17 protein-coding genes are annotated in these 13,986 nt (G+C 68.5%); 5 read left to right on the top strand and 12 right to left on the bottom strand.

The features are described from left to right. Positions 1-4 precede the first annotated feature (4 nt). Both CLU95_RS15375 and CLU95_RS15370 read right to left on the bottom strand, forming a co-directional pair. Positions 5-928 carry an alpha/beta fold hydrolase gene (locus CLU95_RS15375; RefSeq protein WP_099794331.1) on the bottom strand — a complete coding sequence of 308 codons (924 nt, stop codon included), beginning with the start codon at positions 926-928 and terminating at the stop codon, positions 5-7. A gap of 216 nt (positions 929-1,144) precedes the next feature. After that, a complete protein-coding gene (locus CLU95_RS15370; RefSeq protein WP_099794329.1) occupies positions 1,145-1,747 on the bottom strand; it encodes a TetR/AcrR family transcriptional regulator in 603 nt (200 codons plus the stop codon). Between the two features lie 174 nt (positions 1,748-1,921). Between CLU95_RS15370 and CLU95_RS15365 the strand changes: the two genes are divergently transcribed. Both CLU95_RS15365 and CLU95_RS15360 read left to right on the top strand, forming a co-directional pair. Beyond that, entirely contained in the window at positions 1,922-2,866 is a 945-nt protein-coding gene (locus CLU95_RS15365; RefSeq protein ID WP_062473726.1) for a CysB family HTH-type transcriptional regulator, read from the top strand. 113 nt (positions 2,867-2,979) lie between these two features. Then, positions 2,980-3,249: a hypothetical protein gene (locus CLU95_RS15360; protein WP_099794328.1), complete on the top strand. Its 270-nt coding sequence runs from the start codon at positions 2,980-2,982 to the stop codon at positions 3,247-3,249. 91 nt (positions 3,250-3,340) lie between these two features. On the opposite strand, the gene CLU95_RS15355 is transcribed toward CLU95_RS15360, so the two are convergent. Next, positions 3,341-3,811 carry an RcnB family protein gene (locus tag CLU95_RS15355; protein ID WP_099794326.1) on the bottom strand — a complete coding sequence of 157 codons (471 nt, stop codon included), beginning with the start codon at positions 3,809-3,811 and terminating at the stop codon, positions 3,341-3,343. A 146-nt stretch (positions 3,812-3,957) separates the two neighbouring features. Next, positions 3,958-4,548 (bottom strand): dihydrofolate reductase family protein, encoded by a 591-nt coding sequence (locus tag CLU95_RS15350; protein ID WP_099794324.1) that lies wholly within the window; start codon positions 4,546-4,548, stop codon positions 3,958-3,960. A 110-nt stretch (positions 4,549-4,658) separates the two neighbouring features. Between CLU95_RS15350 and CLU95_RS15345 the strand changes: the two genes are divergently transcribed. Continuing rightward, positions 4,659-5,087 (top strand): winged helix-turn-helix transcriptional regulator, encoded by a 429-nt coding sequence (locus CLU95_RS15345; RefSeq protein WP_099794322.1) that lies wholly within the window; start codon positions 4,659-4,661, stop codon positions 5,085-5,087. Between the two features lie 10 nt (positions 5,088-5,097). Here CLU95_RS15345 and CLU95_RS31170 read toward each other — a convergent pair whose 3' ends face one another. Then, positions 5,098-5,829: a CPBP family intramembrane glutamic endopeptidase gene (locus CLU95_RS31170; protein ID WP_099794320.1), complete on the bottom strand. Its 732-nt coding sequence runs from the start codon at positions 5,827-5,829 to the stop codon at positions 5,098-5,100. Between the two features lie 13 nt (positions 5,830-5,842). Between CLU95_RS31170 and CLU95_RS15335 the strand changes: the two genes are divergently transcribed. Next, on the top strand, positions 5,843-6,235 hold the full coding sequence (locus CLU95_RS15335) for a VOC family protein (protein WP_099794319.1): 393 nt from the start codon (positions 5,843-5,845) through the stop codon (positions 6,233-6,235). 7 nt (positions 6,236-6,242) lie between these two features. Here the strand turns inward: CLU95_RS15335 and CLU95_RS15330 are convergent, their stop codons facing one another. The 6 genes from CLU95_RS15330 to CLU95_RS15305 form a co-directional block, all read right to left on the bottom strand. After that, positions 6,243-7,136: a VOC family protein gene (locus tag CLU95_RS15330; protein ID WP_099794317.1), complete on the bottom strand. Its 894-nt coding sequence runs from the start codon at positions 7,134-7,136 to the stop codon at positions 6,243-6,245. 34 nt (positions 7,137-7,170) lie between these two features. After that, positions 7,171-8,016: an ABC transporter ATP-binding protein gene (locus tag CLU95_RS15325; protein WP_099794316.1), complete on the bottom strand. Its 846-nt coding sequence runs from the start codon at positions 8,014-8,016 to the stop codon at positions 7,171-7,173. Next, positions 8,013-8,861 carry an ABC transporter ATP-binding protein gene (locus tag CLU95_RS15320; RefSeq protein ID WP_099794314.1) on the bottom strand — a complete coding sequence of 283 codons (849 nt, stop codon included), beginning with the start codon at positions 8,859-8,861 and terminating at the stop codon, positions 8,013-8,015. Before CLU95_RS15320 ends, CLU95_RS15325 begins: the two co-directional genes overlap by 4 nt. Continuing rightward, positions 8,845-9,402 carry an OsmC family protein gene (locus CLU95_RS15315; protein WP_099794312.1) on the bottom strand — a complete coding sequence of 186 codons (558 nt, stop codon included), beginning with the start codon at positions 9,400-9,402 and terminating at the stop codon, positions 8,845-8,847. Before CLU95_RS15315 ends, CLU95_RS15320 begins: the two co-directional genes overlap by 17 nt. A gap of 14 nt (positions 9,403-9,416) precedes the next feature. Continuing rightward, a complete protein-coding gene (locus CLU95_RS15310) occupies positions 9,417-11,246 on the bottom strand; it encodes an ABC transporter permease (RefSeq protein ID WP_099794310.1) in 1,830 nt (609 codons plus the stop codon). Between the two features lie 154 nt (positions 11,247-11,400). Next, positions 11,401-12,585, bottom strand: a complete 1,185-nt coding sequence (locus CLU95_RS15305) for an ABC transporter substrate-binding protein (protein ID WP_099794308.1) — start codon at positions 12,583-12,585, stop codon at positions 11,401-11,403. Between the two features lie 165 nt (positions 12,586-12,750). Here CLU95_RS15305 and CLU95_RS15300 point away from each other — a divergent pair, with 165 nt between their 5' ends. Beyond that, positions 12,751-13,392 (top strand): GDSL-type esterase/lipase family protein, encoded by a 642-nt coding sequence (locus CLU95_RS15300; RefSeq protein ID WP_099794306.1) that lies wholly within the window; start codon positions 12,751-12,753, stop codon positions 13,390-13,392. On the opposite strand, the gene CLU95_RS15295 is transcribed toward CLU95_RS15300, so the two are convergent. Further along, positions 13,393-13,932 carry a class IV adenylate cyclase gene (locus tag CLU95_RS15295; RefSeq protein ID WP_099794304.1) on the bottom strand — a complete coding sequence of 180 codons (540 nt, stop codon included), beginning with the start codon at positions 13,930-13,932 and terminating at the stop codon, positions 13,393-13,395. Positions 13,933-13,986 lie beyond the last annotated feature (54 nt).

Below are 13,986 nucleotides of genomic sequence, written 5' to 3'. Positions count from 1 at the left end.
CGTTTCACGCGCACGTGACCGCCGCAGGCGACATCAGAAACTGCGTGACCTGCGCGAGCACGGCCTGCTCTTTCAGGATGCGCCGATGGCCCCAGCCCTGCGTGGGAAAGAGCCGCGCGCCGGCAATCGCATCGCGAAAGGCCTCGGCGTCGGCGAAGCGGTTCACGCGGTCGTCACGGTCATGCACGATGAGCGTCGGCTGCGCGATGCGCGGGCCCACGGCGGCGGGCTCGAGCTGCTGCATCAGGATGCCCTCGCGCGCTTCGATCAGGCGCTGCATGCCCGCGCGCGTGCGCTCGCTGAGGCCGAACACCTGCGCGAAGTAGCGCGTGTACTCGCGCGGCGACGCTGGCGGTGCGAGCAGCACCAGCCGCTGCGCCGGCAGCCCGCGCCCTGCCGCGTAGGCCAGCGCATTGGCCCCCAGCGAATGCGCAACGGCCGCGCGCAGCACATGCCCGTCGGCACCGAGCCGCGCCGCCACGTAGTCGATGGCGCGCGCGAACTGCGGCAGGTTGCTGGCCGTGCCCGCGCTGCGGCCATGGGCCGGCATCTCGAGCAGCACGGGCCGCAGGCCTTCCGCAGCGATGGCCTGCGCCAGCGGCAGCATCTGGCCCGCATGGCCGCCCCAGCCGTGCACCAGCAGCACGACCGGCGCCGACTCAGCGCCCGAGTCCTGTGCGGCGAGGTGGTAGATGCCGAGGTTCGCGTCCTCGAACGACCAGGCCTCGCGGCGCCAGTCGGTGCCGGGGTGCTGGCCGCGGTACAGCCATTTGGGCGGCAGCGGCGTGCCGAACACGCGGTACGCCGCGCGCACGCCGAGCGCGGGCCACAGGCGCTGCGAGGCGCCGAGGCCGAAGCGCATCGCGCGCATCAGCGGGCTGGCGCTGTAGTAGCCCACGGGGGCGGTGGTGCTGGTGGTGGTCGTCATGAGGAAGGCTTTCTTTCAGAGGCTCAGTACCAGACCCAGTCCTGGTTGCTGCGCGGCAGGCTGCGCAGCGTGTCCCGAACGCCGCGCACACCGAGAAGGGCCGCGTAGGCGGCAAGAAAGAGGGCAATGATCAGCATGGTGCTTCTCCTTTTTATCGCACGGTTGTGCGAAATTAAGGCAGACGAAGAGGCAAAGGTCGTCGTCTGCGGGTGCGCCTCAGGCGCGGTAGCTGGAAAGAAGGCGCTGCCAGGTCTGGCCCGCGCGCTCGGCCGCATGCCCGTCGCGCAGGAAGCGCGCGTCGTGCAGCTGGTTCATCATGATTCCGTTGATCTCGCTCACGAGCTGGGCCGGGTCGGTGTCGGCCTGGAGCTCGCCCATCTCGACCGCCTGCAGCACCGTGCGGCGCAGCGCGGCACGCCAGCGCGTGATCTCGTCGAAGAGCAGGTCGCGCAGTTCGCCTTCGCGGTCGTCGAACTCGAAGGCGCCGGCCACGTAGAGGCAACCGTTCTGCGCTTCGACGTCGCGCGTGCGGGCGATCCAGCGCGCGACGATGTCGTTCAGGCGGGGCAGGCCCTTGGGCTTCTGCATGGCGGGCACGAACACCTCGGCCAGGAAGCCGCGGCCGTACTCCTCGATGACGGCCTTCTGCAGCGCCTCGCGCGAGCCCACGCGCGAGAACACGCCGCTCTTGGACAGCCCCAGGCGGCTCGCCACGGCCTGCAGCGAAATGGCTTCCAGCCCCTCGGCCAGCGCGAGGTGCATCGCCGCGCCGACGATGGCGGCGCGGGTGAGTTCGCTTTTCTGGGTCTTGGCGTCCATGTGGCGGACTTTAGCACAGCCGTGCGAAATATCAAATTCCCCACGCAGAAGGGCCTCATAGATGTTTTGCTCATGTGAAACCAACAAACGCATCGTTCCCCGCATAAGCACTTCTGCCGAGAATCGCCGGTCGGCCCCGTCCGGGGTCCGGACCTTTCACCTCCTGCGCGCCAGATGAACTTTCAACAACTGCGCTCGGTACGCGAGGCCGTTCGTTGCGGCTTCAACCTGACCGAGGTCGCCCACACCCTTCACACCTCGCAGCCCGGCGTGAGCCGGCAGATCCGCGAGCTCGAGGAAGAGCTCGGCATCGAGCTCTTCGTGCGCGCCGGCAAGCGGCTCACGGGCCTCACAGAGCCCGGCGGCCACGTGCTGCCGATCATCGAGCGCATGCTGATGGAAAGCAGCAACCTCAAGCACGCGGGCCAGGAGTTCGTGGCGCAGCAAAGCGGCCTGCTCTCGGTGGCGGCCACGCACTCGCAGGCGCGCTATGCGATGCCGGTGGCGGTGCAGGAATTTCGCGCGCAGTTTCCGAACGTGAAACTGCACCTGCACCAGGGCTCGCCCAAGCAGATCGCGCAGATGCTGCTCGACGGCGAGGCCGACGTGGGCATCGCCACCGAGGCGCTGGGCGACTACCCGCAACTGGTCGCCCTGCCCTGCTACCGCTGGACGCACTCGGTGATCGTGCCGCCCGGGCATCCGCTGCTCGACGCGCCGCTCACGCTGGAGGCGCTCACGCAGCATCCGCTGATCACCTACGACACCGGCTTCACGGGCCGCTCGCGCATCGACGAGGCGTTCGAGCAGCGCGGCCTGCAGCCCAACATCGTGCTGGCCGCGATGGACGCCGACGTCATCAAGACCTATGTGCAGTTGGGCCTGGGCGTGGGCATCGTCGCCGGCGTGGCCTACGAGGCCGAGCGCGACACGCAGCTGCGCGCGCTCGATGCGGGGCGGCTGTTCGGCATCAACCTCACCAAGCTCGCGGTGCGGCGTGGCACCTACCTGCGCAAATATGTCTACGCGTTCATCGAGTCGTTCGCGCCGACGTTGACGCGCGCCATTGTCGAGAAGGCGTTGGGCGACGAGGTCAAGGTTTCTCACTACGAGATTTAGCTCAAGCGCAACGGAATCGACACTTCCGGCTCCAGGGTTGAAAAGAATGCGCGCAGCTTCACACAAGCGGCGTACATTCGGGTTAATTCCTTGGCTCCCGGAACGGATCAGCAATGGCATCGACTTCGCAGCAGCAGCAGCAAACACAGGCCACCCGGGCCGCCCAAAAGGCGGCCGATGCAGCGGAGAAGCGCGAACGCCTGAAACGTGCCCTGCCCGCCACGGTCGAGCTGCTGCAAAGCCGCCAGGCCGATCGCATCGACGATCGCGACATCGACGCGTACGTCGATCTCAACTGGCTCGAATGGCATGGCGGCGGCTTGCGCCTCACCATCACCGGGCGCAATGTGTGCGCCCAGTCGGCCGCCACCGCGGTGGCCTGACAAACCAGCCCTCCCCCAGTTCCCCAAAGAAAAACCGCCACAGTCTCCTGTGGCGGTTTTTGCATGTGCGGGGTACGCGGAGTGCGAAGGCTTACTGGCCCGCGATGATCTGCGCGATGAGGCCGGTGGCAATGGCCGCGAGCACATAGTCGCCGCCCACACCCACCCACTGGTAGCCGCGCGGCGGCTGCTGCAGGCGGTAGGCGCGCCAGTCGTTCACCACGTAGTTGCGGCCCCGGTATTCGGTCGGCACGCGGCCACCACGGCGCCACTCGCTGTGCGGCTGCGGGAAGCCCCGGCGGTCGAACTGGCGGCCGTCGCGGAAGTCCTGGTCGCCGCGGTAGCCGGCGTGAGGGCCACGGTGGCCGCGATGGTCGTTGCGCTGTTCGTAGCGGCCTGCACCGCGATGGTCCCCACGGTGGTCGTCGCGCTGCTCATAGCGGCCGCCGCCCGGGCGTTGATCGTCGCCCCGGCGATCTTGCGCCAGCGCGCTGCCTGCTGCCAGGGACAATGCGAGCGCCGCAACGGCGGCAGTGGTGAGGCGCTTGGTACGGAAGATCATCTGGAACTCCTTTTGTTTGTCTGTGATGACGCCTCCATTGTGTGCAGCCCATGTGTCTGCTTGCGATGCATCAGGTCGCCGTCAGATGAAATACGGTAAGCGCAGGTATCTGCGCGGCGTGTTGTCCTGCACGTCCGTGACGCACATCACGCCGGCGCGTAGCGGTTCACCACCATGCCGCAGTCGTAGGCGGTCGATCCGAGCAGGCGCAGCGCATGGCCGTGGCGCGTGTCGTGAAACACCGAGCGACCCGCGCCGACGGCCGTGGGGTTCACGAAGAACTGGAACTCGTCGACCAGCCCCGCGGACGTGAGCGACGACGCAAAGCCAACGCCGCCGATGGTGAGGATGTCCTGGCCCGGCTGGCGCTTGAGCGCGTTCACTTCGTCGGTCATGCCACCGCGCGCGATGTCGGTGCGTTCCCAGCGCGACGCCTGCAGCTTGTTCGTGAGCACCACCTTGCGCGCCTTGACGATCCGCTGGGCAAAGGCGTAGTCGGGGTTCGCGGGAAAGCGCGTCGCGGCGCGGCCCCAGTGATCGAGGTAGCCCTCTTCGATGATCTTGCGGCTCAGCAGGATGGTGTCGACGCCCGCGAACACGGCGTTGAAGTCGCGCTTGAGCGCCGCGTCCCAGCGCCACCGGTCGCCCCAGCCCCAGAGCTGCCAGTCGAGGTCGCCATTGGCCGGCGACACAAACCCGTCGACCGACATCTGCATTTGCACGATGAGCTTTCGCATCGAAGTCTCCTGAAGGTCGCCTGCGCAAACCGATCTCGAAATGCAAGCGGTTTCAGTATTCTCAAACCGATGCGAAAATGCAAGCAGTTTCTTGAACCGACGGAATCCCGATGGCCATCCAGCAGAAGTCCTTGTGCCCGATCAACCTCGCGCTCGAAGTCATCGGCGACCGCTGGAGCCTGCTGATCGTTCGCGACCTGATGTTTGCCGACAAGCGGCACTTTCGAGAGTTCCTGCAGTCCGAGGAAGGCATCTCGTCGAACATCCTCACGGAACGGCTGAACACGCTGGTCGAACACGGCGTGCTCAGCAAGACCGACGACCCCACGCACAAGCAAAAGGCGCTCTACAGCCTCACGCCGGTGGGCATCGACCTGTTGCCGGTGATCACGCAGCTCGGCATCTGGGGGCGCAAGCACCGGCCGGTGACGGCCGAGAGCGGCGCTCCCGCAGCCGCGCTGGAAAAGGGTGGGCCGGCGCTGCAGAAGAAGATGCGGGCCGCGCTGCGCAAGGCGCACCTGGGCGGCCGCTCGACCTGAGCCGCCCGGTTCAGTACAGGCCGGCCGCGAGCGCGAAGATGGCCAAGCCATGCGCCAAGGTGGCGCCCAGCAACCCTGCGCGCCGGTACACGAAGCCCGCCACCAGCCCTTCGATCAGCGTGAACACCAGCACCGGCAGGCCCACGCGCGTGACGATCCACGCCAGCCAGGCATGGCACAGGCTGAACAGCAGGGCCGCGACGACCAGCGCGCGGCTCGCCGGCATGTGCCGCGCCAGGCGCTGCTGCAGCAGGCCGCGGAACAGCAGTTCTTCATAGGCATTGCCGAGCAGCGCGAAGATCAGGATCGGCACATACAGGGCGGGCCCAGGCACCGGCAACGAGGGCAATGCCAACGCCGTCTTCAATGCAGCGGCGATGGCGCTGATGACCACGGCGCCCAGCACGCCCCAGAGCACCGACGACACGACCGCCCCTTGGCGCCACCACGCCATGCCCTCGCGCGCGGCGCGCTCGAGCCAGGCGACGCCGACCACCAGCGCGGCCGACATGCCCGCCAGCGCGAGCAGCACCGGCGTCGACCCGTTCAGGCGCATCGACCCCGCATTCAACGCCCAGAATCCGGCGGGGCTCATGGCGTCGCGCGCCACGACAAAGAACAGGATGTGCACGGCCAGCCGCACGCCGACCCGCGTGCGCGGAATCAGCAGCAGCAGGACCAGCGCGAGCACGCCCGCAGGCAGAATCGAAACGAGGTAGCCGGACAGTGAAGAAGAAACCATCGAGGAAGTACGTATGCCAGACCACGCCGTCGCAGCCGCCGTCATCTATGCCAAGGACGTGGCCCGCGTGGGCGCGTTCTACGCCAAGGTCGCGGGGCTGACACTCTCGCCACCGGAGCCCGGCTATGCGAGCCTCGCATCGCCCGCGCTGCAGCTCTTCATTGTCGCGATGAATCCGGACATCGCCGCCAGGGTGCAGATCGCGCAGCCACCGGTGCCGCGCGAAGACACCGCGCTCAAATTCATCTTCCCGGTGGCCAGCCTCGCACAGGCACGGCGCCTGGCCGCCGAGTCCGGCGGTGCGTTGAAGCCGGTGGCCGCCGAATGGGAATTCAACGGCCACCGCCATTGCGACGGGCACGACCCCGAGGGCAATGTGTTCCAGCTGCGCGAACGCGCGGACTGAGCGCGCCCTACCCGCCGACCGTGCTGCTCGCCGCATCGTTGCGCGCGCTGCCCTGCACTGCCAGCCCGTCCAGCGGCGGCAGGTCGAGTTCGATCCATGCGCCGTGCGCGCGTGCAAGGTCGAAGGTGCCGGTCGATTGCGGCCGGTCGGTGTGCAGCACCAGCGCATACGGGCCTTCGCCGCGCACGGCGATGCGCTGTGCGAGCGCGTCGCCGCCCAGCTCCGCCGTCGAAGCGCGGTCGCGCGGTGACGACAGCACGAGCACGCTGCTGCCCAATGCGATCACCGCCACGCGCACCTGGCTGGCGGGCACGGCCACGGGCTCGCCGATGTGCGTGGCCGTGTCGTCGGGCACGGTGCCCAGCAAGGCGCGGTAGCGCGTCAGCGTGGCGTCGAGGTCGCGCACGGCAATGGCCAGGCTGGCCACGCCGAGCACACCGTTGGGATGCACGCGCGCGGCGCCCTCGGGCACGCGCAGGGCGCGCCGCGTGAGGTCGCCGCACAGGAACGGCAGGTCGGCCGACGGGGCGCGCGCGGTCTGCCAGCGCAGGTGTTCGCCGTCGGGGCGCACGCGCCCGCCGTCGAGCGGGCCTTCGAGCACGAGGCCGCGCGCTTTCGCGTCGGCCACGGTGACGGCCGTGTCGCGCGGCAGCAGGGCGAAGTCGACGATGCCTTCGCCGTGCCGCTGCAGCAGCTGCCACCAGCGCTCGGCGGGTGCGGGTTCGCGCCACGCGATGAGTTCGAAGTAGCTGCCGTCGCTGAACACGACGAGTGCGTTGTGCGTGCTGCGACCCGGATGGTCGCCGCCGCGCAGCACATGGAAGCCGAGCGCGACGTAGTCGGCGATGGCGCGTTCGAGGTCGTGCACGGCGATCACGACGTGGTCGAGGGTCAAGGGCATGGTGAAGGTCTTCCTTCCAGCAGAGGTGTCGTCATCAGGAGGCGGTGCGGGCGGCGCCCTCGCCGCCCAGGTAGGCATCGCGGATGCGTGCGTCGGCCAGCAGTGCGCGCGCCGGGCCCGAGAGCACGATGCGGCCTGTTTGCAGCACGTAGCCGTGGTGCGCGATCTGCAGCGCGAGGCTGGCGTTCTGTTCGACCATGAAGACCGAGACGCCCTGCGCGTTGATGCGCGCGATGAGCTCGAGCACCTTGTCGACGTACAGCGGCGACAGGCCCATCGTGGGTTCGTCCATGCACAGCAGCTGCGGCCGGCCCATGAGCGCGCGCGCCATGGCGACCATCTGCTGCTCGCCGCCCGAGAGCGTGCCGGCCAAAAAGCCCAGGCGCTCCGCCACGCGCGGGAACAGTTCGAGCATGCGCGCCAGGTCTTCGGCCACGCCCGCGCGATCGCGGCGCGCATAGGCGCCCATGAGCAGGTTCTCGCGCACGGTCATCGCGGGGAACAGGCGGCGCGCCTCGGGCACCGAGCCGATGCCCTTGCGGATGATCTGCGGCGTGCTCAGGCCGAGCGTCGATTCGCCGTTGAAGCGGACCTCGCCCAAGCGCGGCTTGAGCAGGCCGAGCACGATCTTCATCGTGGTCGACTTGCCGCTGGCATTGCCACCGAGCAGGCTGACGATCTGGCCTTTGCGCACTTCGATGTCGAGGTCAAAGTGGGCTTGCACCGGGCCGTAGAAGCTGTTGATCTTCTGGAGCTGCAGCAGTGGCGGGACGGTGCCCACCGAAGCTTGCGTGATGGCGCGTTCAGGCAGGTCGTCGTTTCTCCCCTCTCCCCAGAGGAAAGAAGGAGACAGGCCGGTGCGGGCAACGGTGGCGATCATGCGGGCACCGCCTCTTTCTGTGCTTCGCCCACATGGCGATGGCCGAGGTAGGCCTCGATCACCGCGGGGTCGTTGCGCACCGCGTCCGGCAGGCCTTCGGCGATCTTGCGGCCGTCGTCGAGCACGGCCACGCGGTCGGACAGCTGCATCACGAGGTCGAGCTTGTGCTCGATCAGCAGGATGGTCTGGCCGCGCGCCTTGAGGCCGCGAATGATCTCCAGCATCTCGGCCGTCTCGCTCTCGTTCATGCCAGCGGTGGGCTCGTCGAGCAGCAGCAGGCGCGGTCGCAGTGCGAGCGCGCGTGCAATCTCCACGCGGCGGCGGTTGGCGTACGAGAGGCTGTAGGCCGGATGGTCGGTGCGCGGCGTGAGCCGTTCGCCGAAGAGCGCGATGATCTCGCGCGCCTCGTCGCGCAGCGCTTCTTCCTCGCGTCGCACGGCGCTTGGCTGCACCAGCGCAAGCGCCAGCTCGGCCAGTGCACCGAGGCCCGGCACACTACCCACGCGTGGTTTCACGGCGCGCAGCCGCGTGTGCGCGCCGACCAGCACGTTGTCGAGCACCGAGAGGTTCGCGAACACGCGCCCATGCTGGAAGGTGCGCGCGAGGCCGCGCTGTGCGAGCTGCTGCGCGGGCAGGCCGGTGATGTCGTGCCCGTCGAAGCGCACCTGGCCGGCGTCGGGCTTGTCGAGGCCGGTGACGAGGTTGAACAGCGTGGTCTTGCCTGCGCCGTTCGGACCGATCACGCTCAACAGTTCGCCCTCGCCCACCTGCAGGTCGACGGCGTTGACGGCCGTGAGCCCGCCGAAGCGGCGCACGAGGCCGTGGATCTCAAGCAGCGATGGCATCGGCGACCTTCGCCTTCGAGTTCACGAGCTTCACCTCGGCGCGGATGGCCTGCGGATTGCGCAGCAGGTTGAGGATGGGGCAGTTGCGCTCCACCGCTTCGAACAGCGCGTCGATCTCTTCGCGGCTCGCGGGCGAATCGATGTGCACCGTGTAGCCGATCTCATGCGGCCAGATCGGCGTCTGCTCGTGGCCCGGCTTGCCGCCGCGCGGGTCGATGACGCCGGTCACCTCGACCTCGAGGCTTTCGAGCGGCACCTGCCGTTCGGCCGCCTGGATCAGGAAGATGTGCGTCACGCAGGTGCCGAGCACGCCCAGCTGCAGTTCGGGCGAACTCGGGCCGAGGTTGTAGCCCGCGAAATCGGGTGGGCTGTCGCTGATGACCTGGTGCTCGCGGATGCGCAGGCGGCGCACGCCGCTGCGGCCTTCGGCGCGCACGCTGGCCTTGAGCTGCGAGGGCTGCGCGGTGCCGGCCGCGACGGCGGCGTTGCGTGCCAGCACGGCGGCGCGTTTTTCGGCGAGGTAGTCGTTGAGGTGGCTCATGGGAGGGGGTTCTTTCAGACGGTGCCGAGCAGGCCTTGGGGACGGAAGCGGATCAACAGAAGCAGCGCGACGCCGTAGATCAACATGCGGTACTCGGCCGTCACGCGGAACAGCTCGGGCAGGCTCACGAGCGCGACCGCACCCAGCAGCGCGCCGCTGATGTTCCCGAGCCCGCCGAGGATCACCATCGTGAGCGCGAGGATCGAGATCTGCGAGCCGAAGGTCTCGTGGTTGATGTACGAGTACATGTGCGCGGTGAAGGCGCCGCTCACGCCGGCCGCGAAGCCGCCGAAGCCGAAGGCCAGCGCCTTGTAGCGGTCGGGGCTCACGCCGTAGGCACGCGCGGCCACCTCGTCTTCGCGCACCGCGCGGAAGGTGCGGCCCAGGTGCGAGCGCAACAGGCGCCACTGCAGCAGGGCCAGCAGCACCAGTGCGCCGAACGAGGCCCAGTAGATCGCCTCGTTCGACGACGCATCGCGCCCGAACAGCGACAGCGGCGGAATGCCCGACACACCGATCGGCCCGCGCGTGAGGCTTTCCCAGTTGAGGATGGTGAGCGCCACGATCTCGCCGATGCCCAGCGTGGCGATCGACACGTAGTGCCCGCGCAGACGGAAGGCCGGGAAGATGAGCGCCGTGCCGATCAGCGAGGTGAGCACGCCCGCGACGACGATGCCCGTGCCCACGGGCAGGTGCAGGTCGAGCACCAGCAGCGACGAGGCGTACGCGCCGATGGCCAGCAGCCCCGCATGGCCCAGAGAGATCTGGCCGATGGTGCCGGCCACCAGCGTGAGGCTCAGGGCGAGCGCACCGTAGAGCCAGGCGTTGGTGAGCGTCTGCAGCACGTAGGGCGACGGATCGAACAGCGGCAGCAGCACGGCCGCGGCGAACAGCGCGAGCAACACGCGCGGCGGCACGCGCCATGGCTTGGTCGGTGCGATGAAGGTGCCGGTGAGCGGTTCGGGCGGCAGCACACGCTTGCGGCCGAAGAGGCCGTTCGGCTTCCACACCAGAATGACCAGCAGAAGCGCAAACGCAAACAGGTTGCGGTACGGCGTGCCGAGAATCGCCACGCCATAGCTTTCGATGAGCCCCAGCAGCAGGCTGCCGACGATGGCGCCGGGCACGTTGCCCACGCCGCCGACCACCGTGGCCACCACGCCCTTGAGCGTGGCCTGGAAGCTCATCGCCGGGCTGATGTTGTTGTAGTACATGCCCACCAGCAGGCCCGAGAGCCCACCCAGCGCGGCGGCGATGGCGAACACGGTCTGGTTCACGCGGTTCACGTCCACGCCCATCTGCTGCGCGGCGTCGCGGTCTTGCGCGGTGGCGCGCACGGCCCAGCCGAGCTTCGTGAAACGCAGGAAGCCGAACAGCACGGCCGCGCTGGTGATGCCGATGCCCGCGATCAGCAGGTCGAGCGCGCCGATGGTGCCGGTGCCGATCTGCAGGCGCCAGTCGGGCAGCTGCGTGGGCAGCGCGCGCGGGTCGGGGCTGAACACCAGCTGCACGAGGATGTCGAGCACGAAGCTGATGCCGATGGTGGCCAGCAGCGGTGCGATGCGCGCAGCGCCTTGCAATGGCCGCAGCCCCACGCGCTCGATGAGCATGCCGAGCGCGCCACTGCCGAGCACCACCAGCGCGATGGTGATCGGCAGCGGCGTGTGCAGGTAGGTGATGCTGGCCCAACCGATGTACGCGCCCACGGTGTACACCGAGCCGTGCGCGAAGTTGATGAGGTGCGAGACGCCGAAGATCAGCGCGAGCCCGACCGCCAGCAACGCATAGATGTTGCCGATGATCAGGCCGTTGACCGTGTGGTCGAAGAAGGAGGTGAAGCTCATGCGACGCCTGCGGCTTTGCTCCCTCTCCCGCTTGCGGGAGAGGGTTGGGGTGAGGGTGCGGCGGCCGTTGCGAAGGCCTGTTGCTTGTCGAAGGCCCCTGCCCTCACCCTAGCCCTCTCCCGCAAGCGGGAGAGGGAACAATTCAAAGACCCGTTCATTTCGACGACGCCACAGCCGCCTTCTCGTCGATCTGCGCCCACTTGCCGTCCTTCACCACCAGGTTCACGCTCTTCACGCCGATCACGCGGCGCGTCTGCGCATCGAAGGTGGCCTTGCCGAAGATGACGCTGGGCACGTCCTTGATCTTGTAGAACGCATCGCGCACGGCCTTGCGGTCGGCCTTGGGGCCGGCCTGGCGCAGTGCGGCGGCGGCGTACACCACGGCGTCGTAGGCATAGGCGTTGAAGGCGTCGGGCTCCTTGCTGTACTTCGCGCGGAAGCTCTTCACGAACTCCTGCACCTCGGCGCGCGGCTCGTCGGGATAGAAGGCGGTGTTGGTGTGGATGCCGTTCACGGCCGCGCCGCCGAGCTCGATGAACTTGGGCGAGTAGACCGAGCCCACGGCGGCGATCGGCTGCTTCAGGCCCACGCTGCGCACCTGGCCCGCGATGAGCGCGCCGTCGGGGTAGTACGAGATGAGCACCAGCCCGTCGGGGTTGGCGTCGCGCACGCGCACCAGGGTCGAGCGGAAGTCTTTCTCGTCGGGCTGGTAGCCCTCGGCAATGGCGAGCTGCGCGCCGCGCTCCTGCGCGGCCTTCACGAGCACGTCCTTGCTGGTGCGGCCCCAGTCGGTGTTCAGGAAGAGCACGGCGATGCGCTTGAAGCCCAGCGTCTTCACGGCCAGGTCGGCGAGCAACGGCTGCGCGTCGGCCTGGCTGATCGACGGGCTCCAGATGTAGTCGCCGCCCTTGGTGAAGTCGGGGTGCGAGTTGGTGAAGCCCAGCTGCACGAGGCCCGCGCGCTGGTAGATGGGCGAAGCGGCCATCGAGGCGGGGCTGGAGAAGTCGCCCAGCTCGATGAGCACGCGCTTGTCGTTCACGAGCTTCTGCGCAATGGCGACCGACTGGCGCGGGTCGCTCTGGCTGTCCTCGAAGTTGTAGGCCAGCGGCCGGCCGTGGATGCCGCCTTGCGCGTTGATGTGATCGATCGCGAGGTCGAAGCCGGCCTTCCACTGCGCGCCGTACTGCGCGTTCTGTCCGGTGAGCGGGCCGCTCACGCCGAACCACACGGGCTCGCCGCTGGCGGGTGCGGCCCAGGCCGCGAGCGGCGTGGCCAGCAAGGCGGCGGACAGTGCGACCGCATGGCGCAGGAAACGATGGCGGGTGAACAGCGGCGGCATGGGGTCGGACCTCGGTGGCGGTGAAGAAGGGATGTGCAGGGCCGCGATTCTTCGCCGCTGTCCCCGTGCCGGGAACGAAAAAAAACGGAGAGGCTTATGCACTTTCCGAGCAAGTGAAGGGGCAAGCGCCAAGCGTCGCGCAGCCTCGTTTAAGCTGCGCGCCACATGAAGCGACGCCACCTCCTCCACATGCTCGCCGGCGTGCCGGCCACCGCCCTGCTGCTCTCAGCGTGCGGCAAACGAAAGGCCTCAGCCAATGCGTTGAAGCCCGATGCCCGCGTGCTGGCGCTGGGCGACAGCCTGACCTTCGGCTACGGCGCATCGCCCGAGACGGCATGGCCCGCGAAGCTCGGCGAGCTCACGGGCTGGCAGGTCGAGAACGCGGGCGTCAACGGCGACACGTCAGCGGGTGCGCTGGAGCGCCTGCCCGCGCTGCTGTCTGCCGGCAGCTACGACGCGATCCTGATCGGCATCGGCGGCAACGACATGCTGCGCGGCGTGTCGCCCGCCAGCACGCGCGAGAACCTCGCGGCATTGATCGAGCAAGCGCGTGCGCACACGCCGCATGTGGCGGTGCTGGCCACGCCGGCGCCCGATGCGATGCGCGCGGTGGTCGGCTCGCTCAGCGATGCGCCGTTTTACGAAGAGGTCGCGAAGTCGGGACAGGCGCTGCTGGTCGCGGGTGTGTATTCGGGCGTGCTGTCGGATGCGGCCCTGCGCTCGGACCGCATCCATGCGAACGCGAAGGGCTACGCCAAGGTGGCGGAGCAGCTGGCCGAGCAGCTCAAGGCTGCGGGCTGGCGCTGATCAGGTGGTTGGCTGCTGCTGCAGCAACTGCCGCAACAGGTCGACGTAAGCGCCCTGCACCAGCTGGCGCTCGGCCACGCCGAGCCGGGCCATGAGCGCATGGGCTTCGGCCACGCCGGCCTCGGCGGGCTCGCCCTCTTGCAGCACCACTTCGAGTTCGAGGAATTCACCGAGCCCTTCGACGCGGTCGAGGTGCACGCGCGTGCGGCCCACGAGGAACAGGCGGCGCTGCTTGCGCACGCGGCCGGCCTGGCCCCAGGCCAGCGTGAGCGATTCGCGCAGCGCGTCGGGCGTGGCGGTGGGCGTGATCAGGTAGAACGATTCCTTCGGGCCGCTGCTGTCGGCGCGGCGATAGAAGATGAGCTCGCCGCGGTCGGGGGCGAAGGTGCGCAGCTTGAGGCGGTCAGCGCTGTGCTCGCAGCGGAAGAAGGTGTCGTCCTGGGCGATCTCGAGGGGGCCCTGGTCGGCGAGCGTCATGGCGATTTCTGCGATGCGGTCCACGCTGTCGATGCGGGCTTTGATCTCTATGTTTCTTGCCATGTTTTCTCGTTTTCTTGGGGCTGGATTCGGGGCGCGTACCCAGTGCCCTGCGCA

The organism is Variovorax sp. 54 (genome assembly GCF_002754375.1).
In the GTDB taxonomy this organism is placed as follows: Bacteria; Pseudomonadota; Gammaproteobacteria; order Burkholderiales; family Burkholderiaceae_C; genus Variovorax.
The sequence above is the reverse complement of the archived record's forward strand: the minus strand, read 5'-3'. Positions and strand labels throughout refer to the sequence as shown.

Excerpts from the sequence above, each read along its gene's own strand:
- CLU95_RS15320 (WP_099794314.1), bottom strand. The coding sequence starts at position 8,861 with ATGCCATCGCTGCTTGAGATCCACGGCCTCGTGCGCCGCTTCGGCGGG.
- CLU95_RS15305 (WP_099794308.1), bottom strand. The coding sequence starts at position 12,585 with ATGCCGCCGCTGTTCACCCGCCATCGTTTCCTGCGCCATGCGGTCGCA.
- CLU95_RS15330 (WP_099794317.1), bottom strand. The coding sequence starts at position 7,136 with ATGCCCTTGACCCTCGACCACGTCGTGATCGCCGTGCACGACCTCGAA.
- CLU95_RS15325 (WP_099794316.1), bottom strand. The coding sequence starts at position 8,016 with ATGATCGCCACCGTTGCCCGCACCGGCCTGTCTCCTTCTTTCCTCTGG.
- CLU95_RS15345 (WP_099794322.1), top strand. The coding sequence starts at position 4,659 with ATGGCCATCCAGCAGAAGTCCTTGTGCCCGATCAACCTCGCGCTCGAA.
- CLU95_RS15295 (WP_099794304.1), bottom strand. The coding sequence starts at position 13,932 with ATGGCAAGAAACATAGAGATCAAAGCCCGCATCGACAGCGTGGACCGC.
- CLU95_RS15355 (WP_099794326.1), bottom strand. The coding sequence starts at position 3,811 with ATGATCTTCCGTACCAAGCGCCTCACCACTGCCGCCGTTGCGGCGCTC.
- CLU95_RS15360 (WP_099794328.1), top strand. The coding sequence starts at position 2,980 with ATGGCATCGACTTCGCAGCAGCAGCAGCAAACACAGGCCACCCGGGCC.
- CLU95_RS31170 (WP_099794320.1), bottom strand. The coding sequence starts at position 5,829 with ATGGTTTCTTCTTCACTGTCCGGCTACCTCGTTTCGATTCTGCCTGCG.
- CLU95_RS15370 (WP_099794329.1), bottom strand. The coding sequence starts at position 1,747 with ATGGACGCCAAGACCCAGAAAAGCGAACTCACCCGCGCCGCCATCGTC.
- CLU95_RS15310 (WP_099794310.1), bottom strand. The coding sequence starts at position 11,246 with ATGAGCTTCACCTCCTTCTTCGACCACACGGTCAACGGCCTGATCATC.
- CLU95_RS15350 (WP_099794324.1), bottom strand. The coding sequence starts at position 4,548 with ATGCGAAAGCTCATCGTGCAAATGCAGATGTCGGTCGACGGGTTTGTG.
- CLU95_RS15335 (WP_099794319.1), top strand. The coding sequence starts at position 5,843 with ATGCCAGACCACGCCGTCGCAGCCGCCGTCATCTATGCCAAGGACGTG.
- CLU95_RS15375 (WP_099794331.1), bottom strand. The coding sequence starts at position 928 with ATGACGACCACCACCAGCACCACCGCCCCCGTGGGCTACTACAGCGCC.
- CLU95_RS15315 (WP_099794312.1), bottom strand. The coding sequence starts at position 9,402 with ATGAGCCACCTCAACGACTACCTCGCCGAAAAACGCGCCGCCGTGCTG.
- CLU95_RS15365 (WP_062473726.1), top strand. The coding sequence starts at position 1,922 with ATGAACTTTCAACAACTGCGCTCGGTACGCGAGGCCGTTCGTTGCGGC.
- CLU95_RS15300 (WP_099794306.1), top strand. The coding sequence starts at position 12,751 with ATGAAGCGACGCCACCTCCTCCACATGCTCGCCGGCGTGCCGGCCACC.